Here is a 19,404-nt window from a genome sequence, read left to right on the forward strand (position 1 = left end):
TTATGATAGAGCGCGTTTCGATCTGATTAAATCAGATCGGCGCGCTGAATATTCGTTTTAATGAGCATCTTGTCAGAAAATGGAAACCCACTTTCGGGGATGCGCTCTAAATAAGCGATGTCGAGCAATTATTCTTTAAATATTGGCGGCTGCGTTACAGCCGCCGAACATCTTTATTTAATTGGCTTCGCTTTCCGCCCGTGGGTCGAGATTCATCCCCTCAGGCGTTGCACTCTTCACCGATGGCATGCTCTTAAACTGCTCTTTTTCTGATTTCGGTATCGATGCCCGTCTGCGGGAGCGAAACAGCGCGTAGCCCGTTATCGAAATATGCGCGAGCGCTGTGATGGCAAACAGGCCTGATGGCCAGAAAATATCCATCGCAGCCGCAGCCAGCAAGGGTCCGAGCATGGTGCCGAAGCCATATAGCAACAGCAGCCCACTCGATACTTTCACGAAGCTTTCAGATGTAGCGTGGTCATTCGCATGGGCTACTGCGACAGGATAAAGTGCATAGGCAAGTGCCCCATAACAGCCGGTCATGATGATGATAACCTTGCCGTTGGATGGACCGATAATAAAGGCTGCAAGGCCAACAAGGGCTGCAAGTGAAGCCACGCCAGCCAGCACATAACGGCGGTCAATCAGATCGGAAATGCGACCCACGGGTATTTGCATTAAAGCGCCAGCGGCAATTGTCACACTGACCATGAGCGCGATTTCCGGGGTCGAAATGCCTGATTTTGCGCCGAAAACTGCGCCAAGTGTGCCCCATGCACCGTTTGCAATGCCGATCAGGATACAGCCGACAAATGCGGCGGGTGAGTTGCGATAAAGTGCCTTCAGGTCAAGCTGCACTTCGGTCAGTGGCTTAGGGCTGACGGCAGTGGACATGGCGGTTGGTATAAGAGCCAAGCAGAAAAGAATGCCGGTGATCATAAAAAGGTGATCAGAACGAATATCGCCATTCGCCACCATCATCTGACCGCTCATGGTCGCACCGTAGTTGACCATCATATAGAGGCCGAAAATCTTGCCGCGCGATTCATTGGTGGCGCGCTCGTTGAGCCAGCTTTCAATGACCATGAAAGCGCCTGCCATTGAGAAGCCGGTAAATGTGCGCAGAATGATCCAGGACACCGCATCGATATAGATGCCAGATAAAAGTGCGATGATGGCCGCAGAGGCAGCGAAACAGCCAAAAGCACGCACATGGCCGACACGCCGCACAAGACGCGGTGCAAACAGACAGCCAGCAACGAATCCACCTGCCCATGTGGTGCCGAGCAAACCAAGCGATGCGACGGAGAAGCCTTCTAGCCCGCCGCGCAACGGCAGAAGCAGACCATGGAGGCCCGAGGCCATCAACAGAAAGGCTGTGCCGCAGAGCAGCGCCAGAACCTGAATATAAATGCGCAAGATCACGTTCCCGGGATTTTATGAAGTCGCTTTAATGCCACTTCGCTTTATCATTGATGACGAAACAGGGCAGTCTTAGAGCGTGTCGCACTTATTCGTATCCATAGCGCTCGCTCTAACTCCTGGTTCTTACGCATGTCGTTATCGGAAAAACGGTTCCCACTTTTCCGCGACATGCTTTAGCGGAAAAGGGCTTCAGCCGCAGCGCGACTGTCTCCCTTCTTAAGTCTCTCGGCTTTTAGGCGTTCTATTTCGGACTGGAGCAAAGCGATGTGCTGGTCGATTTCGATAACCGACAGCAGCGATAATTCTTCATCGCTAAGAACCACACTGTTGCGTGGTTTTGTAACATCTTCGTCAAAACCGCTCATGGCCTTCCTCCGGAGTCTATGATGGGCTTATAAAGAGAGAAAAGATTTAACACCTTGAATCTTCGCATATATATTTCCAGAAATCGATGATGATTTCTCTGAATTTGCCCAGCATGCCGATATGTGCGGCAAATATGCGACGATAGGACAAAACAGGAGCTTTGATCATGACGGCTGAATTGCCTTCCCAAATGACTGCAATCGAAATCGCGCAGCCGGGTGATGCGAATGTATTGCAACCTGTTGAGCGCGCAGTACCTCAGCCAAAAGTTGGCGAAATACTGGTGCGGGTTCGCGCTGCGGGCGTGAACCGTCCTGATGTATTGCAGCGACAAGGCAGTTATGCCCCACCAGCCGGAGCGTCAGACATTCCGGGATTGGAAATTGCGGGTGATGTTGTAGCAATTGGTGAAGGCGTTAAGCGTTATCGTATCGATGATGCGGTTGTCGCGCTTCTCGCTGGTGGCGGTTATGCAGAATATGCGACGGTGCATGAAAGCACTGCTCTGCCGTTGCTATCTGGCTATAGCTACAGTGAAGCGGCCGCAATTCCGGAGACTTTCTTTACCGTCTGGCACAATGTGTTTGAACGCGGCGGCTTGAAAGAAGGCGAAACGCTGCTGATCCATGGCGGATCATCTGGCATTGGCACCACGGCCATTCAGCTTGCGAAGGCTTTTGGTGCGAAGGTGATCATTACAGCTGGCTCCACTGACAAATGCGAAGCCTGTCTGAAGCTCGGTGCTGACCGCGCGGTGAATTATCGTGATGAAGATTTTGTCACTGTGGTGAAGGAGTTCACCGGCGGCAAGGGCGCTGATGTTATTCTTGATATGGTTGGCGGCGATTATGTTGATCGCAACTACAAGGCTGCGGCTGAAGATGGTCGCATTGTGCAGATCGCTTTTCTAAATGGTGCTAAGGCTACGGCGAATTTTGCAATCCTGATGACCAAGCGTCTCACCCATACTGGTTCGACATTGCGATCGCGTTCTGTGGAGTTCAAAGCAGGTATCGCGCGTGAATTGGAAGCAAAAGTTTGGCCGCTTCTGGCGGAACGTAAGGTTGCGCCGGTGATGGATATGACGTTCCCACTGAAAGATGCGTGCAAAGCGCATGAGCGCATGGAAGGCAGTCAGCATATCGGCAAGATCGTGCTCGAAGTTGCCTGATTTTATTCAATGAAAAGAGAACATGGGATGGGATGGCAGCAGTTTCTTGCTCTGCGCTTAAAAAAAATATATACAGACCGTGATTTCCCGGAATTTGTGGTTTTTCCCACGGCCCGCCCTACCGGAGCGGACGAACAAGAGGATTATATCTAATGGCCACCCAGCTTCTTATGCCGAAGGCAACGGCAGTCTGGCTCGTTGATAATACGGCTCTGTCCTTTGATCAGATCGCTGGCTTGTGCAAGCTGCATCCGCTCGAAGTGAAGGCGATTGCGGACGGCGAGGCCTCGCAGGGCATTAAGGGCCTGGACCCGGTTATCTCTGGCCAGCTTTCGCGCGAAGAAATCGCGAAGGGCGAAAAGGATCCATACCATCGCTTGAAGCTTTCCGAGCCAAAGGTTCGCGTACCGGAAGCCAAGCGTAAAGGTCCACGTTATACCCCGCTTTCAAAGCGTCAGGATCGTCCGAATGCGATTCTTTGGCTGGTTCGCAATCATCCAGAATTGAAGGATGCACAGGTTTCGCGTTTGGTTGGAACGACAAAGTCGACCATCGAACAGATTCGCAACCGTACGCATTGGAATTCGGCAACTTTGACCGCAATGGACCCGGTAACGCTTGGTCTTTGCACGCAGATTGATCTCGATCTTGAAGTTGATCGTGCAGCACGCAGCCGTCCTGTTGTCGAAGCCGACAGCACATTGCTGCCAGCATCGGCGACCGAAAACTTCGATTTCCGCGATGTGGCTCCTGAAGAAGAAGAGCTGGATGCGGAAAAGGTTTTCGCAAAGCTTTCTTCACTGAAGAGCACAAACACCGACGAAGACGAAGAATAAGATCGTCTTCGATGAACATAGAAAACCCGCCGGTCAGGCGGGTTTTTCATTTTAAGCTGGATGGCGTTTCAATCTTTAAAGGAATTCCATTCGCTTAATTCCATGAGTCGATAAAAGTCAGCCAGTGTTTTGCCGCGTTCTGAGCGGAATGTGCGACCAGCTTTGTCAGCAGCTATAATCCGATCCGTGCGAAACGTGCGGAAAGCATTGCGCAGCTCGCACCAGCCGATCACTGTCCAGACCTTACCCCAGAACCAAAGGCCGAGCGGACGGATATCGCGCTCACTCTCACGCGCTTCAAGATCACGATAGCGGATATTAAGCACCGTGCCTTCATCGACCGCGCGTTCAACGGCATCGATGATGCGCCGCTCATCCACACTGATAGATGTAGACGGTGCATGAATTTGCGTGCTGGTGATGCGCGCGCGTTCTTCCTTCGGCAGAACGGCTTCAATCTTCACCAATGCTTCTTCTGCACCGCGTGCCATAGAAACACCGCCCCATGCGCGGATCAGGCGTGCGCCCGCTACCAGTGCCACAATTTCATCGCGGGTAAACATCAGCGGCGGTAGCTCAAAGCCCTGACGCAGAATATAGCCGACACCAGCCTCCCCATCGATAGGAACGCCAGTTGATTGAAGATCGGCTATGTCGCGATAGATGGTGCGTTCGGAGACTTCCAGCCGTTCGGCCAGCTGGCGCGCAGTGACAAGCCTGCCACCGCGCAGGTGCTGAACAATCTGGAAAAGGCGGTCTGCTCGGCGCATGGTGATCTCAAGTATATTCGCGTGCAAAGAGCGCGCGCATTTGGCCAATACGTTCCCGTTCGGTTGGAAACAGCGTTTCTAGAAAAACAGCAGCGAAGGTGCCGGGTGCTGTACCCGGTGCCGAAACGATGCGTTTGTCCGCAACAGCATTCGGCACATCCTCATAGCGATCAGCACCCGCATATTGCGGTGCGCGCTCCGCGATCCATTCGCGGCCATTGCTGGTGTGATTGACGCCATTGAATATACCCGCGCGGGCTAGTGCAAGTGTTGCGCCGCAAATGCCACCAACTACACCGGATCTTTCGGCAATGGCGCGCAAGAGCGCCGTCATATCAGGAGCCTGTGGCGTCGCCCATAGATCGGAGCCGATAACGGCAATAGCGTCGAGATCAGCATTTTCTTGCAGGTCCGTGCTGCGATCGGGTGTTAGCCGAAAGCCGCTGAGCGAACGGACTTCCAAACCTGCGGGCGCAAGTGAAACGGTGTTTACGCCGAACCATTCGCGTGCTGATGCCGATAAAAATCCATATTCCCAATCAGCAAAGCCCTCAACGAAGACAAAACCGATCGTTTTGGTTTTCGCCATGGTGTTATTTCCTCTCATCGGCAGCGTTACGGCGCTGTTCGAGATAACGGTCCGGCCAGCCCATGTCCTTGCGCAGCTCGCTTGGAAGATTGTCGAGTGCGCGCTGTGTCAGCACAAAGCGCCGACGTTCATTTTGTCTGCGCCTGTATTCCTTCAGAATTGCCAGCAGTGGTGCGATTGCGAGTGCCATGGTGAATCCCTCATCTGTAAGAATGCACTATGACACAGTGCTCCTGACAACTCTCTGTCAGGAGTGAGCGTGATTTTCACGGTTTAAAACGCGGGTCTGCCGTGTAGCTGAGCGGTAGGCGTCCGCCGTCAGCATAAATGGTCTGGCCGGTGATGAAACTCGAATCGTTTGAGGCCAGAAATGAAGCAATTGCTGCAATTTCAGCGGCTTGACCGATTCGACCCAATGGTGTGCGGTCGAGTATTTTCTTGCGTGCCTCTTTGTCTGTATTCACCGCAGCAAGCATATCGGTTTCAATCGAACCGGGGCCAATCGCATTGACGCGGATACCCCATTTGGCAAGTGCCACTGCCATTGTGCGTGTCAGCTGGTTCATGCCGCCCTTGGAGACAGAATAAGCGAGCTGTTCCGGCAGGCCATAAATGGCATTGATCGACGACATGTTGATGATTTTGCCAGCGTCGCCACCGGCTTCCACGCGTGCGACCATGCGTTTTGCAACAGACTGCCCGCAGAGAAATGCACCTTTAAGATTGACGCGCATCACCCGGTCGAAATCATCTTCTTTCAGGTCTAGAAAATCGGACTGATGCACAATACCGGCATTGTTGACGAGAATATCGATCTCGCCAAGATTGGTCGTGGCATAGGTCAGCAGATTATGAATGTCGAGCTTGTCACCGACATCGCATGCAATCGACAGAACCTTGCCAAATTGCTCCAGATCTTTCATGGCTTTTGTGGCGGCTGTACCGTCAATATCCGATAAAACAACGCTTGCACCATCCATCAGGAAGCGTTTGGCGATGGCATAGCCGATGCCCCGCGCAGCCCCTGTGATGATTGCGACCTTGCCTTCTAACTGCATTCATCATTCTCCGAATTTTGCCGGAGAGTGGACCGGCGAGTTTCGCCGGTCAATGCATGATAAATAAATTAGACAAACGCTAGACCGATGTGGCGCTCTCGCAGAACAGTGCTTATCTCGTCCAGAATTGCCGGGTCATCGATGGTGGCGGGCATTTTCCATTCCGCACCATCAGCGATTTTTTGGATCGTTGAGCGTAAAATTTTGCCGGAGCGGGTCTTGGGCAAGCGCTTTACCGTGAGAGCCAGCCGGAAAGCTGCAATCGGACCGATGGCATCGCGAATCATGCTGACGCATTCCTTTTCGACTTCCTGAATATCGCGGTCGATATTGGATTTGAGGACGAGAAATCCGCAAGGCACCTGACCTTTGACAGAATCGGAAATGCCAAGCACCGCGCATTCTGCAACATCCGGATGGCTGGAAAGCACTTCTTCCATGGCGCCCGTCGAGAGACGGTGGCCAGCGACGTTGATGATATCGTCGGTGCGGCTCATGATGTAGAGATAGCCGTCTTCATCCATATAGCCCGCATCGGCAGTCTTATAATAGCCGGGAAATTCGTTGAGATAGGCTTTGCGGAAGCGCTCATCGGCGTTCCACAGGGTTGGCAAGCAACCGGGCGGCAAGGGCAACTTAATCAGGATGTTTCCAAGCTGGCCGCGTTCGACTTCATGACCTGCATCGTCAAGCACTTGAATGTCATAGCCGGGCAGGCAAACCGCGGGTGAGCCATATTTGGTTTCAAGCAGGCCGAGACCAAGCGGATTTGCGACCATCGGCCAGCCGCTTTCTGTTTGCCACCAATGGTCAATCACGGGACAGCCGAGCAGATTTTCAGCCCAGTGGATAGTGTCGGGATCGGCACGTTCACCGGCGAGATAGAGTGCGCGGAATTTGGAAAGATCGTGTTTGCGTACGAAATTGCCGTCCGCATCGTCTTTTTTGATGGCACGCAAAGCCGTTGGCGCGGTGAACATCACTTCCACATTGTGTTCAGCGATGATGCGCCAATAGGTGCCTGCATCTGGCGTGCCAACGGGCTTGCCTTCAAAAAGGATGCTGGTGGCACCGGCAATGAGTGGTGCATAGACAATATAGGAATGGCCGACGACCCAGCCGACATCAGATGCCGCCCAGAACACTTGTCCTGGTTCAACGCCGAAGACATTTTTCATCGACCAGGTAAGCGCCACCATATGCCCGCCATTGTCGCGCACAACACCTTTCGGTTCGCCAGTGGTGCCGGATGTATAAAGCACATAAAGTGGATCAGTAGCATCAACCGGCGTACAGAGAACGTGACGACCGCGGGCAGCATCGACGGATGTGCGGTAATCGATGTCGCGGCCTGCAACGGGATTATGCGGATGCTGCTCGCGCTGAAGGATGATGCAATGTTCGACCTTATGACGGGCCGTGGCAATCGCCTTGTCGAGCATCGCCTGATAGGGCACGACGCGGGTGGGCTCAATCCCACAGGAACCGGCGATAATCATCACCGGCTTTGCATCATCAATACGGGTTGCTAGTTCATTGGCGGCAAAGCCACCAAACACAACGGAATGCACGGCACCAATGCGCGCTGAGGCCAGCATTGCGATCGCTGCTTCAGGCACCATTGGCATGTAGATAAGCACGCGGTCGCCTTTGCTCACGTTATTGTCGAGCATGACAGACGAAAGCGCTTCGACCTCTTCGAGCAATTGGCGATAGGTGAACTTGCGCACGGAACCCGTCACCGGGCTTTCATAGATGAGTGCCACCTGATCGCCGCGCCCATTGGCGACATGACGGTCGAGCGCATTATAGCACGTGTTGCATTCAGCGCCTTTAAACCAGCGCCCATAGACGCCTTCATCGCTCGCAAAAACCTGATCCCATGGCTTGAACCAGTCAATGGCTTTAGCCGCCTCGGCCCAGAAGCCCTCTGGGTCTTTCTGCCATGCAGCATAGGTTTGCGCATATTTCGATGTCATGCCGTTCCTCCCAGACGCACGCTCTGACCGGCCTATAGCCTGTAAAAGCGTTGCGATAACATGCTGGATGAAAGCGCAAGATTTGGCTCGTTGGCCTTATCTCCTCCACACGCTTTTCATCTCCTCCGGGGATGAGTGTAAGCCGATGAGCGAAGTTTCGTCCATCAAACTAAAGATGAATAAACATATCAAAGTCGGGAATGCAGTGATCAGACTTGCAGCAGGCCTGTTGCTACGTCACAAGGAAGAATGAGAGGTGCTTCGTGACCAAAATTTTGCCGGTGCTGCTTATGGCCCTCATGGCGTTGCATATTATCAAGCCGCTGGGCTGGCCGGGACTGAAAAAGCGCGGTGATTTTTGGAAGATTGCGGTGTTTGCAATTTTCGCTATGGCGCTAGTCGTCGGGTTTCATTTCGCTGAAAGCTAAAATTATCAATTAGCGCACGATTTTATTGATATTTTCGCGGCTTAACAGCCATTTTAGCCATAATTGGGTTTTGAAATGGCGGTGAAAAATCCCATCTAAAGGCGACTAGAGCATTTCCAGTTTTCATTGAATCATTAGAAATGCTCTATCTATTTGTTTTTTTACGCGCATCTTGTTCCGAAAACCGTTTCACACTTTTCGGGATGCGCTCGAGTTATAGGAGGAGAGATGCGACGTGCCCTGTTAAGCCTGCCATTCATGCTGGCTGCATCGATGATCGCCGTTCCGATGCAAACCGCATTCGCGGAAAGTATCAATGCAGGAAGCAGGCAAGCCACCACTGAGTTGCCTTTCAATATAGCGCCAGTGGCGGAATTCGACACACCATGGGCGATTGCATTTTTGCCGGGCGGAAAACTAATCCTCACCGAAAAGGGTGGCAAAGCTTTTGTCGTAACCCAAAAGGGTGAAAAGACTGAAATTTCTGGTCTTCCGGAAGTTCTCTATAGCGGCCAGAACGGATTGCTGGACATTGTGCCAGCACCTGATTTTGCTAAGAGCAAGGCGATTTATTTCACCTATGTCATGCCGGAAAATGGTGGCGGCAGCCTTGTGCTGGCGCGTGCGACTTTGTCTGAAGGCAAAGGCAAGGCTGAGTTCAAGAACCTTGAGGCAATCTGGAGGCAGTCGGCGGTTGCCAAGGGTGGACAACCCGGCGGCAAGATCGCATTCTCGCCCGATAAAAAGCATCTGTTTCTGTCCGTTGGCGATCGCATGATCCCGGCCACTGCGCAGGATGAGAACTCCCCGATGGGCAAGGTTCTGCGTATGAACCTTGATGGTTCTGTTCCGAAAGACAATCCTCATGCATCAGAAGAGGGTGTTAAAGCGCTGACATGGAGCATGGGGCATCGCAATCCCTATGGGCTTGCTTTCGCACCTGATGGCAAGCTCTGGGAACATGAGATGGGACCGCGCGGTGGCGATGAATTCAATCTCATTAAGCCGGGTTTGAACTATGGTTGGCCGGTTGTTTCCAATGGCGACAATTATAGTGGACGGCCTATTCCACGGCATAGCACACGACCGGAATTTGAAGCGCCGATGCTGTTCTGGACGCCGGTGATTTCACCGGGTGGACTTGCTTTTTACAAGGGTAAGCAGTTTTCGGACTGGAACGGTTCTGCGCTGATCGCAGGCCTTTCATCGCAGGCATTGATCCGCGTCACGATTAACAGTGACGGTCAGCCGAATGAAGCAGAGCGCTTTGCGATGGAAAATCGTATCCGCGATGTGGCGGTTGCGCCTGATGGTGCGATCTGGGTGATCGAGGATGATAATCCGGGCCGGTTGTTAAAACTGACGCCTAAGCCATGAAGAAAAAGCCCCGGTTTCCCGGGGCTTTCTTTTTTACTTCTTTAAGACATCAACGCCTGGAAGCGGCTTGCCTTCCATCCACTCAAGGAATGCGCCGCCCGCGGTCGAGATATAGGTGAAGTCGTCGGCAACGCCTGCATGATTAAGCGCTGCAACCGTATCGCCGCCGCCGCCGACCGAAACAAGCTTGCCAGCTTTCGTGCGGGCTGCAACATGCTTTGCAGTCTTTACGGTTGCCGCATCGAACGGGCGCAGCTCAAATGCACCGAGCGGGCCGTTCCAGATGAGCGTTGCTGCATCATCAATGGCCGAAGCGATCAGATCAGTTGAAAGCGCGCCTGCATCAAGAATCATGCCGTCGCTTGGTACACCATCAACGCCGTAGGTCTGGTTTGGTGTGTCGGCAGCAAAGTGCCAGCCCACAACCGCATCAACCGGCAGAATGATCGCGCATTTGGTCTTTTCAGCCTTAGCCATGATTTCGCGTGCGGTATGTGCAAGATCATGTTCGCAAAGCGATTTGCCAACATCGTGGCCCTGTGCAGCGAGGAAAGTATTGGCCATGCCGCCGCCGATGACGAGCGCATCGACCTTTTCAATCAGGTTTGAAAGCAGGTCGAGCTTGGTGGAAACCTTGGCACCGCCAACGATTGCAACAACCGGACGTGCTGGCTGGCCGAGGCCTTTTTCAAGCGCTTCAAGTTCAGCCTGCATGCCACGGCCTGCATAGGCTGGCAGCACGTGTGCCAAACCTTCGGTCGAGGCATGAGCGCGGTGTGCAGCCGAGAATGCATCGTTGACGAAGATGTCGCCGTTTGCAGCAAGTGCCGCCACAAATTCAGGATCGTTCTTTTCTTCGCCCTTGTGGAAGCGGGTGTTTTCGAGAAGCAGGACGTCGCCGTCTTTCAGTGCATCGACTGCGGCTTTGGCTTTTTCGCCAATGCTGTCTTCCGCAAAATGCACACCATGACCAAGAACCTTGGCGAGCGGCTTTACGACATGCTTCAGCGAGTTTTCATCAGACGCCACACCCTTCGGACGACCGAAATGGGCGAGCAGGATAACCTTTGCACCCTTCTTCGAGAGTTCCGCAATGGTTGGAACAATACGTTCGATACGGGTGAGGTCTGTTACCTCGCCGTTTGCCATTGGCACGTTGAGGTCTACGCGAACCAGAACGCGCTTTGATTTGACGTCGACATCATCAAGGGTGCGGAAAGCCATTTTTCTTCTCTCGGTTTTGAATATGTAATTGAAAACGCCCCTTCGTGATTGAAGGGGCGTTGTCAGTTATTAGATCAGCTTGCCCATAGCGACTGCGGTGTCGCTCATGCGGCTGGAGAAGCCCCATTCATTGTCGTACCACGACAGGATACGAACCATCGTGCCGTCCATAACCTTGGTCTGGTCGGTGTGGAAGATCGACGAATGCGGATCGTGGTTGAAGTCGTGCGATACCAGCGGTTCATCGGTGTAACCGAGGATACCCTTGAGGCGGGCATTGGCAGCTTCGCGGATCGCATTGTTGATTTCTTCAACAGTGGTGGTGCGCTTTGCAATGAAAGTCAGGTCAACAACCGAAACATTCGGGGTTGGAACGCGGATTGCAACGCCGTCGAGCTTGCCTTTCAGTTCTGGCAGAACCAAACCAACAGCCTTTGCAGCGCCCGTCGAAGTTGGGATCATCGAAAGAGCTGCTGCGCGTGCGCGGTAGAGATCCTTATGCATGGTGTCCAGCGTTGGCTGGTCGCCCGTGTAAGAATGGATCGTGGTCATGAAGCCCTTTTCGATGCCGATGGCATCGTTAAGAACCTGTGCCACTGGCGCAAGGCAGTTGGTGGTGCAAGAAGCGTTGGAAATGACCAAATGGTCTTTCGTCAGCTTGTCGTGGTTGACGCCGTAAACGACAGTCAGGTCAGCGCCGTCGGCAGGTGCCGAAACGATAACGCGCTTTGCGCCGGCTTCAAGATGAAGGGCTGCTTTGTCGCGCGATGTGAAAATGCCGGTGCATTCCAGAGCGATGTCGACGTTTTCTTCTTTCCACGGCAGTTCAGCCGGGTTGCGAACAGCGTGAACCTTGATCGGACCGTAGCCAACGTCGATGGTGTCTCCAACGACTTTTACTTCCTTTGGAAAACGACCGTGAACGCTGTCATAGCGCAGCAGATGCGCATTTGTTTCGACCGGACCAAGATCGTTGATTGCAACGACCTGAATGTCGGTGCGGCCCGATTCGACGATAGCGCGAAGGACATTACGGCCGATGCGGCCAAAACCGTTGATTGCGACGCGAACTGTCATTTTCTCTAATTCTCCCAAAAGGGTTCTGCATATGCAGTGACTTGATAAAACAGCTAAGGCCTTAAGCCCTAACTGGAAACTTAAACGCCGGCGTGTTTAGCGCCGGCGTTTGAACATTATGCGGCGTTGAGCTTCTTTTCCGCAGCTTCAGCAGCGTGTTCTGCTGTGATGCCGAAGTGCTTGTAAAGATCGTTGATCTCGCCCGAAGCGCCGAAGCCCTTCATGCCGATGAACACGCCGTTTTCGCCGATGAAGCGTTCCCAGCCCATCGAAAGACCAGCTTCGATTGCGACCTTAACGGAAGCATCGCCGAGCGTTGCCTGCTTGTAAGCGTCGCTCTGTTCTTCAAACAGCTCGAAGCATGGAACCGAAACAACGCGGGTTGCAATGCCCTTGGCTTCGAGAAGGTCACGAGCCTTAAGCGCGATTTCTACTTCGGAACCAGTTGCGAAGATCGAAACCTTTGCATCGCCCTTTGCAGCTGCAAGTTCGTAAGCGCCGAATGCGGAGAGGTTTTCTTCGCGGTGATCGGTACGAACGACAGGCAGGTTCTGACGGGTCAGAGCGAGCGTCGAAGGGGTGCCCTTCGAATGCAGAGCAATCTGCCAGCATTCTGCAACTTCCACAGCGTCTGCCGGACGGAAGACATTGTGGTTTGGAATAGCGCGCAGAGCTGCAAGATGCTCAACCGGCTGGTGGGTCGGGCCGTCTTCGCCAAGACCAATCGAATCATGGGTCATGACGTAAACAACGCGGATGCCCATCAGCGACGACAGACGCATTGCCGGACGGCAATAATCCGAGAAGCACATGAAAGTGCCGGAGTAAGGGATCAGACCGCCATGCAGCGTGATGCCGTTCATGGCAGCAGCCATGCCGTGTTCGCGGATACCATAGTGGATGTAACGACCACCGTAGTTTTCTGGCGTAACAGCCTTGGTCTGGCTGGTCTTGGTGTTGTTGGAACCGGTCAGGTCGGCAGAGCCGCCCAGCGTTTCAGGCACAACGCCGTTGATCACTTCCAGAGCCATTTCGGACGACTTGCGGGTCGCTACCTTTGGCTTTTCAGCGGAAAGCTTCTTCTTGTATTCGTTGATCGCGTCATCGAAGTTTGCAGGCAGGTCGCCACGCATACGGCGTTCGAATTCAGCGCGGGTTTCCGCATCGACATTCGCCAGACGCTTTTCCCATTCCAGACGCTTCTTCGCAGCGTTCAGACCAGCAACGCGCCATGCATCGAGAACTTCAGCAGGAACAACGAAAGGTTCAGCCGACCAGCCAAGTGCCTTGCGTGTTGCAGCGATTTCTTCTGCACCGAGCGGCGAACCGTGGACCTTGTTGGTGCCAGCCTTGTTTGGCGAACCAAAACCGATAGTGGTCTTGCACGCGATGAAGGTTGGCTTTTCCGAAACCTTGGCAAGCTCAATTGCCTTGGCAATCGCGTCCTGATCGTGACCATCAACAGCAATGGTGTTCCAGCCCGAAGCGGCGAAACGTGCTGGCTGATCGGTGTTGTCGGACAGCGAGATCGGGCCGTCGATGGAGATGTTGTTGTCATCCCAAAGAACGATCAGCTTGTTAAGCTTCAGGTGGCCGGCAAGCGAGAGAGCTTCCTGGCTGATGCCTTCCATGAGGCAGCCGTCACCAACAACCGCATAGGTGTAGTGGTCAACAAGGCTGTCACCGAACTGTGCATTCAGAACGCGTTCGGAAAGCGCCATGCCAACAGCATTGGCAATGCCCTGTCCGAGCGGACCAGTTGTGGTTTCGATACCAGCGGCATGACCGTATTCTGGGTGACCAGCAGTACGTGCGCCGAGCTGACGGAAATTCTTGATTTCCTCAATCGAGATGTCTTCGTAGCCCGAAAGGAAGAGCAGCGAATAAAGAAGCATCGAGCCGTGACCTGCGGAAAGCACGAAGCGGTCGCGATCTGGCCAATGTGGGTTCTGTGGGTCATGCGACAGGAAGCGCGTGTAAAGCGCGGTCGCAATATCGGCTGCACCCATCGGGAGTCCGGGATGGCCGGAGTTGGCTTTTTCAACCGCATCAATCGAGAGGAAGCGGATTGCATTGGCCAACTGATTTTGTTTATCGGAATTCGTCATGGTCTCAGCCGTCTTTCCAGAGTGGTTTGAACGGGGTTGCGGCGATGCCTCGGGACTGAAGCACGAATTTCTTATACTAAACGATTTAATCTATTTAAACCGATTAAATGCATGAGATGCTCGCGCTGCAGAAGGCTTTGGGACACATAGCACCTGCGACCAAGGAGTCAACAAAACGATAGCTTTTCGACAATAAACACTCCGCGATCAGGCGCGAAATGCGGGCAATTGTTGGGGCGGCTAACACTGAAAAGCCTTTTTTGCGCTGATAACGGTGCATGAACGGGGTCAAAGCCCCCTCATTTGTTGCTTATCGGGCTCACGATTATTACAGTCTTTTTAAAGATGCCCGTCCGGCAGGCGCGATTCGAAGTCTGTAATCTGCGTCTGTGATCTGGCATTGGAAAGGATATGGATGGCACCCGATACGACCCTCAGGCAAGTCCTCGAACGGCTGGACAAAGCACTCAACACGCTTGAACAAGCAGTTGATCTGCGGCTGGACAAGGAAGGCGACTTCGCCGAAGCCGAGGAAGAGGTGCAGCGTATGAACGCTGACCGTAGCAAACTTGCTCAGGAACTTGATCAATCTGAGGCGCGCGCAGAGCGGCTTGAAGCTGCGAACCGCGAAGTGTCACGTCGTCTTGTGACCGCTATGGAAACCATCCGCGCCGTTCTGGATCGATAAAGGACACAAGCATGGCGACTGTAACCGTTACCATCGATGGCAAAGCTTATCGGATGGCCTGTGACGAAGGGCAAGAAGAGCATCTCTCTGGCCTTGCGGATCGTTTCGACCAGTATGTTACTCATCTGAAATCCTCTTTTGGCGAAATCGGCGATCTGCGCCTCACTGTTATGTCCGGCATTATGGTGATGGATGAGCTGGCTGAGACGCAAAAGCGCGTTAAAGCGCTTGAAAAAGAGGTTGAAAACCTGCGCCACTCGCATGACGAAGCGCTGACAAGTGCCGACAAGAATGATGCTGCCGTAACGGGAATGCTCGCAGATGTCGCGACGCGTCTTGAACAGGTTGCTGCGCGTATCTCACCGCGTCGCGGTTCTGCCTGATTTTTCTAAAAGATTTCTGTATCTGTCTTAACGCCTCTGGCGCTTAAGCGTGAGTGCGCCTATATGTGTTGTCGGCGTACTGCGCTTCCCGACAGGTGTAACAGCATCCCCGGGGCCTTATTGATCTCTAAGGGAGCTGTCCCTGTGAAGGCCTGTGGGCTTTCGCATATGGCGCCCACCTACGTTGTAGGTTCCCGGGATCAAACACTACCATCGGTCGTCGTGGTCGCCACTTTCTTTCGCTTCGTGCCTTTTTGAGCCAAGCGGTTTGTTATTTAAGATAAGTATGTTCTAACGCGCCTTATCCCTTCAAAGATATGTGCGTTTGCTGATGACTTATACTCCCCCTGATTTGCCTCCAGTGTCTGAACGTCTGCGCGTCGCTGTTCCGATTGCGATGGTCTACGGGCTGTTGCTCTATATGCTGATCTGGCTGACGCCCATTTCGGATATGATGCCCTTCATTGGTGGGCTGATGCTTTTGCCGATGGGAATTGCGAGCCTTGCATCGAGTATCAGCGATCCGCGTGCACTAAAGCCCCTTTGGAACCACGTGAAAATGGGCTGGATGATTATCGGCGGCCTCGTTGTTATCAGCATGGTTTTCTTTCGCGAGGGCGGGATTTGCGTGATTATGGCTGCGCCGTTTTTCGCAGTTTTCTCGGCGATTGGATCTTGGGTGACGCTTTCCCTCATTCAGCGGTTTCGTTCGCCGCGTTCGACAATGCTGGTGATTGCACTTCCGTTGATGTTTTATCCGTTAGAGCCGTTGCTGAAATATGAGCCGCATGAGGGGGCGGTTACGACTGTTATCGATATTGCAGCTTCGCCTGACATTGTGTGGCAGCAGACGGCTGAAATCCGCAATGTGCGCCCGGATGAACTGTCTTGGACATTCAGTCATGGCATCGTCGGAGTTCCGCAGCCAGTGGATGCGCGGCTTGAAGGCGAGGGTGTCGGCGCTGTACGCCAGCTTGAATGGACACGCGGTGTAAAATTTCAGGAAATCATAACGCAGTGGGAAGAGAATCGACATCTCGCATGGGATTTCAATTTTGGGCCGGAATCGATACCTGCAGCTGTTGAAGCGCATATCGATGTGGATAGCTCCTATCTCAAGCTGACCAATGGCGATTATCAGCTTGAAACACTTCCGAATGGTCACACACGCCTGACGCTGACCACGCGCTACCGCATTGCGACGCCAATCAATTTCTACTGCGATCTCTGGGGTAAGGTTTTCCTGAATGATTTCCATGGCGTTGTGCTGAAAGTTATTCGTGAGCGCTCGGAGAGATTAGCAACTGACCCTTGACGGAGAAGCGCATTCCGGTTCCACTATCAGCAATTGGTGGAGGCGTTTGATGAATGATACCGGGCAGCCGCAGAGCGGCGATAAGCAGCATTTGAGGCGAACAGTGCTTTCGCGCCGCGATGCGCTTGATCCGCGGTTTCGTTACGAAGCCTCTTTGTCGGCAGCTAAAAAGGCAGAAGCCGCTCTTCATATTCCCAAGGGAGCAATGATCGCGGGTTATTGGCCTATCCGGTCGGAGATTGATCCACGCCCGCTATTGTCGTTTATGCGCGATAAGGGTGTGCGGCTTTGTTTGCCGGTAGTGCTTGATAAAGAGACAATAGCATTTCGCGAATTTCTGCCAGATGCGGAATTGGTGCAGACAGGCTTTGGTACGATGGGTCCAGATAAAAATGCGCCGCTGGTCGACCCGGCGATTCTGTTGATGCCGCTTGCAGGTTTTGACAAACGTGGCCACAGGCTTGGCTATGGGGCAGGGCATTATGATCGCGCTCTTTCGCGATTCAGGGGTCGGGGTCTGGAGCCGCTGCTGATCGGTATGGCATTTGATTGTCAGGAAGTGCCACATGTGCCCAATGAGTCGCACGATATTGCTCTTCACCAGATACTGACCGAGACTGGCTTGCGCTCCTTCGATCAGGGCTGATAAAGACGGATTTATGAGATTACTTTTTCTTGGTGATATGGTGGGCCGGTCGGGGCGCACGGCAGTCTATGACAAGCTGCCGGGCTTAATTTCCGATCTGAAGCTGGATTTCGTGATCGTCAACGGTGAAAACGCCGCTGGCGGCTTCGGTATTACCGAAGAGATTTTTCACGACACAATCCGCGCGGGTGCTGATGTTGTGACGACCGGCAATCACGTATGGGATCAGCGCGAGGCGCTTGATTTCTCCAAGCGTGAAGATCGTTTTCTGCGTCCTGCAAATTTTCCGAAAGGAACTGCGGGTAAGGGGGAAGGGCTTTACATTGCAAAGAACGGTGCGCGGGTGCTGGTCTCCAATGTGATGGGCCGCGTTTTCATGCATCCCGACCTCAATGATCCGTTCATCGCGGCCGAGAAAATTCTTGAAGCTTGTCCGCTTGGTGAACAGGCCGATGCCGTGTTCTTCGATTTTCATGCGGAGGCCACAAGCGAAAAGCAGTGCTTCGGTCATTTCGTCGATGGTCGTGCCAGTGCTGTGGTTGGAACGCATACCCATGTGCCGACTGCTGACTATCAAATCCTGCGCAACGGCACGGCTTATATGTCGGATGCTGGCATGTGCGGCGATTATGATTCGTCGCTGGGCATGGAAAAGGAAGAGCCGCTTAATCGGTTCCTGTCGAAAGTACCGAAAGGTCGCTTTGAGGCCGCCAGCGGTCCTGCCACTGTCTGCGGCGTGGGGATCGAGATTTCTGACCGCACTGGGCTTGCTGAAAAAATTGCACCGTTGCGTATTGGCGCACGGCTGGAAGAGAATATTCCAGAATTCTGGAAATAGTCTGCGCTATAATCTGATTTGAACACCCGCATAATCGTCGTTGACGGCGATGCGGGTACAGAGATCTGACCACTCGCAAGACTGACAGGCTTTGCGGATGGTTCCTGCTACAAAGGCCGACCGCATCAATGCAAGTCGCGCCGCATCGAGCTCGAAATCTGAGCCTGCGGCGACTGTGGTTTTGAATAAATCTGAGATGGAGTTCAGCGCCAGCCGGTCGCGCACGATCACGCTTTCATTTAAGCAATGACAATCGCCATCACAAAGCAGCGGCTGACAAATATCGTCCGGCCCATCGATGATCTCGATGTCTTCTCCATCAGACAAGCGCCCGGCAATCGTGTCATAATTGTCCACGAATGCCGGGCTGTAGCCCTTGCCGATATAAGTCAGCATGCAGAGAAGATGATGGCCGCGTAAGCGTACCGTCATTTTTTGCTTATCGATTTGCTGCTTTAAGGATTGCTGCACCCAGTGCCGACTTGATCACTGCACCGACTAGGAATGGTGTAACACCGAAGGCAACGGCCTTTTCAATGCCGATCGCGCCCGAAAGCCATAGTGCGCCGAGAGCCAGACAGATCGCGTTGGCGGCAAGGAACGACGTGAAGCTCAGAACAATGCTCTTATTCCACCCGCGTTCAGCAAGATAGCCGGTCAGCGCTGCGATAATCGGGAAGGCTGCGAGATAGCCAGCCGTTGCGCCTGCAAAGTGATGGATACCGCCAGCACCGCCTGCAAGAACAGGAAGGCCGATCATCGCCTGACCCAGCCATGCAAGAACCGTGGCTGCACCCAGGCGCCAGCCATAGAGCGCGCCGATCAATGGTACGATCAGCGTCTGAAGCGTGATTGGAACGGGGATCATCGGAACTTCGATCTGTGACGAGATTGCCAGAACCAGTGTACCAAATGCGACGGCTGCGATGCGCAGGGCAGGGGAGCGGGACTCAAGATCAAGCGGGCTGAAAGATACGCTCTTCTGGGTGATGTAGGCCATGGCTTCCTCAAATTATAGATAAAATTACGACTCGATCTATTTAAAATCTCCGGATTGATGAATTTTGGCAAGTGAGAAATAGATAAAATATATAAAAATGTAAAAATTGTTTAAAATCAAGACAAT

The 19,404-nt window shown here is 53.2% G+C and carries 21 protein-coding genes and 1 other RNA gene; 10 read left to right on the plus strand and 12 right to left on the minus strand.

Annotated features, from left to right (window positions below):
* Positions 1 to 177 precede the first annotated feature (177 nt).
* Both ACOZHT_RS17910 and ACOZHT_RS17915 read right to left on the minus strand, forming a co-directional pair.
* Complete coding sequence (locus ACOZHT_RS17910; RefSeq protein ID WP_339513145.1) at positions 178 to 1,419, minus strand: MFS transporter; 1,242 nt, start codon at positions 1,417 to 1,419, stop codon at positions 178 to 180.
* Positions 1,420 to 1,598: 179 nt separating this feature from the next.
* Complete coding sequence (locus ACOZHT_RS17915) at positions 1,599 to 1,790, minus strand: DUF1192 domain-containing protein (protein ID WP_250041148.1); 192 nt, start codon at positions 1,788 to 1,790, stop codon at positions 1,599 to 1,601.
* A gap of 167 nt (positions 1,791 to 1,957) precedes the next feature.
* On the opposite strand from ACOZHT_RS17915, the gene ACOZHT_RS17920 reads away from it, so the two are divergent.
* Both ACOZHT_RS17920 and ACOZHT_RS17925 read left to right on the plus strand, forming a co-directional pair.
* Complete coding sequence (locus ACOZHT_RS17920; protein ID WP_339513148.1) at positions 1,958 to 2,962, plus strand: NAD(P)H-quinone oxidoreductase; 1,005 nt, start codon at positions 1,958 to 1,960, stop codon at positions 2,960 to 2,962.
* A 152-nt stretch (positions 2,963 to 3,114) separates the two neighbouring features.
* Positions 3,115 to 3,798 (plus strand): DUF1013 domain-containing protein, encoded by a 684-nt coding sequence (locus tag ACOZHT_RS17925; protein WP_339513150.1) that lies wholly within the window; start codon positions 3,115 to 3,117, stop codon positions 3,796 to 3,798.
* 68 nt (positions 3,799 to 3,866) lie between these two features.
* On the opposite strand, the gene ACOZHT_RS17930 is transcribed toward ACOZHT_RS17925, so the two are convergent.
* From ACOZHT_RS17930 to ACOZHT_RS17950, 5 genes are all read right to left on the minus strand, one after another.
* Positions 3,867 to 4,568, minus strand: coding sequence for a YafY family protein (locus ACOZHT_RS17930; protein ID WP_339513152.1), 702 nt, complete (start codon positions 4,566 to 4,568; stop codon positions 3,867 to 3,869).
* Positions 4,569 to 4,575: 7 nt separating this feature from the next.
* Positions 4,576 to 5,157 carry a DJ-1/PfpI family protein gene (locus ACOZHT_RS17935; protein WP_339513154.1) on the minus strand — a complete coding sequence of 194 codons (582 nt, stop codon included), beginning with the start codon at positions 5,155 to 5,157 and terminating at the stop codon, positions 4,576 to 4,578.
* 4 nt (positions 5,158 to 5,161) lie between these two features.
* Positions 5,162 to 5,347: a hypothetical protein gene (locus ACOZHT_RS17940; protein WP_339513156.1), complete on the minus strand. Its 186-nt coding sequence runs from the start codon at positions 5,345 to 5,347 to the stop codon at positions 5,162 to 5,164.
* Positions 5,348 to 5,423: 76 nt separating this feature from the next.
* A complete protein-coding gene (locus tag ACOZHT_RS17945) occupies positions 5,424 to 6,215 on the minus strand; it encodes an SDR family oxidoreductase (protein WP_339513157.1) in 792 nt (263 codons plus the stop codon).
* A 68-nt stretch (positions 6,216 to 6,283) separates the two neighbouring features.
* On the minus strand, positions 6,284 to 8,194 hold the full coding sequence (locus ACOZHT_RS17950) for a propionyl-CoA synthetase (RefSeq protein ID WP_421566186.1): 1,911 nt from the start codon (positions 8,192 to 8,194) through the stop codon (positions 6,284 to 6,286).
* Positions 8,195 to 8,457: 263 nt separating this feature from the next.
* Between ACOZHT_RS17950 and ACOZHT_RS17955 the strand changes: the two genes are divergently transcribed.
* Together ACOZHT_RS17955 and ACOZHT_RS17960 are read left to right on the plus strand one after the other, a co-directional pair.
* Complete coding sequence (locus tag ACOZHT_RS17955) at positions 8,458 to 8,622, plus strand: hypothetical protein (protein WP_421566187.1); 165 nt, start codon at positions 8,458 to 8,460, stop codon at positions 8,620 to 8,622.
* 228 nt (positions 8,623 to 8,850) lie between these two features.
* Positions 8,851 to 9,999, plus strand: a complete 1,149-nt coding sequence (locus ACOZHT_RS17960) for a PQQ-dependent sugar dehydrogenase (protein WP_339513162.1) — start codon at positions 8,851 to 8,853, stop codon at positions 9,997 to 9,999.
* 33 nt (positions 10,000 to 10,032) lie between these two features.
* Here the strand turns inward: ACOZHT_RS17960 and ACOZHT_RS17965 are convergent, their stop codons facing one another.
* The 3 genes from ACOZHT_RS17965 to tkt all read right to left on the minus strand — a co-directional run bounded on the left by ACOZHT_RS17965 (position 10,033) and on the right by tkt (position 14,408).
* A complete protein-coding gene (locus ACOZHT_RS17965) occupies positions 10,033 to 11,223 on the minus strand; it encodes a phosphoglycerate kinase (protein ID WP_339513164.1) in 1,191 nt (396 codons plus the stop codon).
* Between the two features lie 69 nt (positions 11,224 to 11,292).
* Positions 11,293 to 12,300 (minus strand): type I glyceraldehyde-3-phosphate dehydrogenase, encoded by a 1,008-nt coding sequence (gap, locus tag ACOZHT_RS17970; protein ID WP_339513166.1) that lies wholly within the window; start codon positions 12,298 to 12,300, stop codon positions 11,293 to 11,295.
* Positions 12,301 to 12,416: 116 nt separating this feature from the next.
* Positions 12,417 to 14,408, minus strand: a complete 1,992-nt coding sequence (gene tkt, locus ACOZHT_RS17975) for a transketolase (RefSeq protein ID WP_339513168.1) — start codon at positions 14,406 to 14,408, stop codon at positions 12,417 to 12,419.
* 415 nt (positions 14,409 to 14,823) lie between these two features.
* On the opposite strand from tkt, the gene ACOZHT_RS17980 reads away from it, so the two are divergent.
* From ACOZHT_RS17980 to ACOZHT_RS18005, 6 genes are all read left to right on the plus strand, one after another.
* Entirely contained in the window at positions 14,824 to 15,096 is a 273-nt protein-coding gene (locus tag ACOZHT_RS17980; RefSeq protein ID WP_250041133.1) for a DUF4164 domain-containing protein, read from the plus strand.
* An 11-nt stretch (positions 15,097 to 15,107) separates the two neighbouring features.
* On the plus strand, positions 15,108 to 15,479 hold the full coding sequence (locus ACOZHT_RS17985) for a cell division protein ZapA (protein ID WP_339513170.1): 372 nt from the start codon (positions 15,108 to 15,110) through the stop codon (positions 15,477 to 15,479).
* Positions 15,480 to 15,552: 73 nt separating this feature from the next.
* A non-coding RNA gene (gene ssrS, locus ACOZHT_RS17990) (6S RNA) lies at positions 15,553 to 15,711 on the plus strand.
* Positions 15,712 to 15,810: 99 nt separating this feature from the next.
* Complete coding sequence (locus ACOZHT_RS17995) at positions 15,811 to 16,794, plus strand: SRPBCC family protein (RefSeq protein WP_339513172.1); 984 nt, start codon at positions 15,811 to 15,813, stop codon at positions 16,792 to 16,794.
* Positions 16,795 to 16,843: 49 nt separating this feature from the next.
* Positions 16,844 to 17,440, plus strand: a complete 597-nt coding sequence (locus ACOZHT_RS18000) for a 5-formyltetrahydrofolate cyclo-ligase (RefSeq protein ID WP_339513174.1) — start codon at positions 16,844 to 16,846, stop codon at positions 17,438 to 17,440.
* A gap of 13 nt (positions 17,441 to 17,453) precedes the next feature.
* Positions 17,454 to 18,278 carry a TIGR00282 family metallophosphoesterase gene (locus ACOZHT_RS18005; RefSeq protein WP_339513176.1) on the plus strand — a complete coding sequence of 275 codons (825 nt, stop codon included), beginning with the start codon at positions 17,454 to 17,456 and terminating at the stop codon, positions 18,276 to 18,278.
* A gap of 6 nt (positions 18,279 to 18,284) precedes the next feature.
* Here the strand turns inward: ACOZHT_RS18005 and ACOZHT_RS18010 are convergent, their stop codons facing one another.
* Together ACOZHT_RS18010 and ACOZHT_RS18015 are read right to left on the minus strand one after the other, a co-directional pair.
* Positions 18,285 to 18,710: a DUF1284 domain-containing protein gene (locus ACOZHT_RS18010; RefSeq protein WP_339513178.1), complete on the minus strand. Its 426-nt coding sequence runs from the start codon at positions 18,708 to 18,710 to the stop codon at positions 18,285 to 18,287.
* Between the two features lie 7 nt (positions 18,711 to 18,717).
* Entirely contained in the window at positions 18,718 to 19,278 is a 561-nt protein-coding gene (locus tag ACOZHT_RS18015) for a biotin transporter BioY (RefSeq protein WP_339513180.1), read from the minus strand.
* Between the last annotated feature and the right edge of the window lie 126 nt (positions 19,279 to 19,404).

The organism is Ochrobactrum sp. EDr1-4 (assembly GCF_049199085.1).
In the GTDB taxonomy this organism is placed as follows: Bacteria; Pseudomonadota; Alphaproteobacteria; order Rhizobiales; family Rhizobiaceae; genus Brucella.

Bases quoted from the DNA above. Each gene is read 5' to 3' on its own strand.
- ACOZHT_RS18005 (WP_339513176.1), top strand. From the start codon at position 17,454: ATGAGATTACTTTTTCTTGGTGATATGGTGGGCCGGTCGGGGCGCACG.
- gap (WP_339513166.1), bottom strand. From the start codon at position 12,300: ATGACAGTTCGCGTCGCAATCAACGGTTTTGGCCGCATCGGCCGTAAT.
- ACOZHT_RS17980 (WP_250041133.1), top strand. From the start codon at position 14,824: ATGGCACCCGATACGACCCTCAGGCAAGTCCTCGAACGGCTGGACAAA.
- ACOZHT_RS17930 (WP_339513152.1), bottom strand. From the start codon at position 4,568: ATGCGCCGAGCAGACCGCCTTTTCCAGATTGTTCAGCACCTGCGCGGT.
- ACOZHT_RS17950 (WP_421566186.1), bottom strand. From the start codon at position 8,194: ATGACATCGAAATATGCGCAAACCTATGCTGCATGGCAGAAAGACCCA.
- ACOZHT_RS17920 (WP_339513148.1), top strand. From the start codon at position 1,958: ATGACGGCTGAATTGCCTTCCCAAATGACTGCAATCGAAATCGCGCAG.
- ACOZHT_RS17995 (WP_339513172.1), top strand. From the start codon at position 15,811: ATGACTTATACTCCCCCTGATTTGCCTCCAGTGTCTGAACGTCTGCGC.
- ACOZHT_RS17985 (WP_339513170.1), top strand. From the start codon at position 15,108: ATGGCGACTGTAACCGTTACCATCGATGGCAAAGCTTATCGGATGGCC.
- tkt (WP_339513168.1), bottom strand. From the start codon at position 14,408: ATGACGAATTCCGATAAACAAAATCAGTTGGCCAATGCAATCCGCTTC.
- ACOZHT_RS18000 (WP_339513174.1), top strand. From the start codon at position 16,844: ATGAATGATACCGGGCAGCCGCAGAGCGGCGATAAGCAGCATTTGAGG.
- ACOZHT_RS17945 (WP_339513157.1), bottom strand. From the start codon at position 6,215: ATGCAGTTAGAAGGCAAGGTCGCAATCATCACAGGGGCTGCGCGGGGC.
- ACOZHT_RS17960 (WP_339513162.1), top strand. From the start codon at position 8,851: ATGCGACGTGCCCTGTTAAGCCTGCCATTCATGCTGGCTGCATCGATG.
- ACOZHT_RS17940 (WP_339513156.1), bottom strand. From the start codon at position 5,347: ATGGCACTCGCAATCGCACCACTGCTGGCAATTCTGAAGGAATACAGG.
- ACOZHT_RS17915 (WP_250041148.1), bottom strand. From the start codon at position 1,790: ATGAGCGGTTTTGACGAAGATGTTACAAAACCACGCAACAGTGTGGTT.
- ACOZHT_RS18010 (WP_339513178.1), bottom strand. From the start codon at position 18,710: ATGACGGTACGCTTACGCGGCCATCATCTTCTCTGCATGCTGACTTAT.
- ACOZHT_RS18015 (WP_339513180.1), bottom strand. From the start codon at position 19,278: ATGGCCTACATCACCCAGAAGAGCGTATCTTTCAGCCCGCTTGATCTT.
- ACOZHT_RS17965 (WP_339513164.1), bottom strand. From the start codon at position 11,223: ATGGCTTTCCGCACCCTTGATGATGTCGACGTCAAATCAAAGCGCGTT.
- ACOZHT_RS17935 (WP_339513154.1), bottom strand. From the start codon at position 5,157: ATGGCGAAAACCAAAACGATCGGTTTTGTCTTCGTTGAGGGCTTTGCT.
- ACOZHT_RS17925 (WP_339513150.1), top strand. From the start codon at position 3,115: ATGGCCACCCAGCTTCTTATGCCGAAGGCAACGGCAGTCTGGCTCGTT.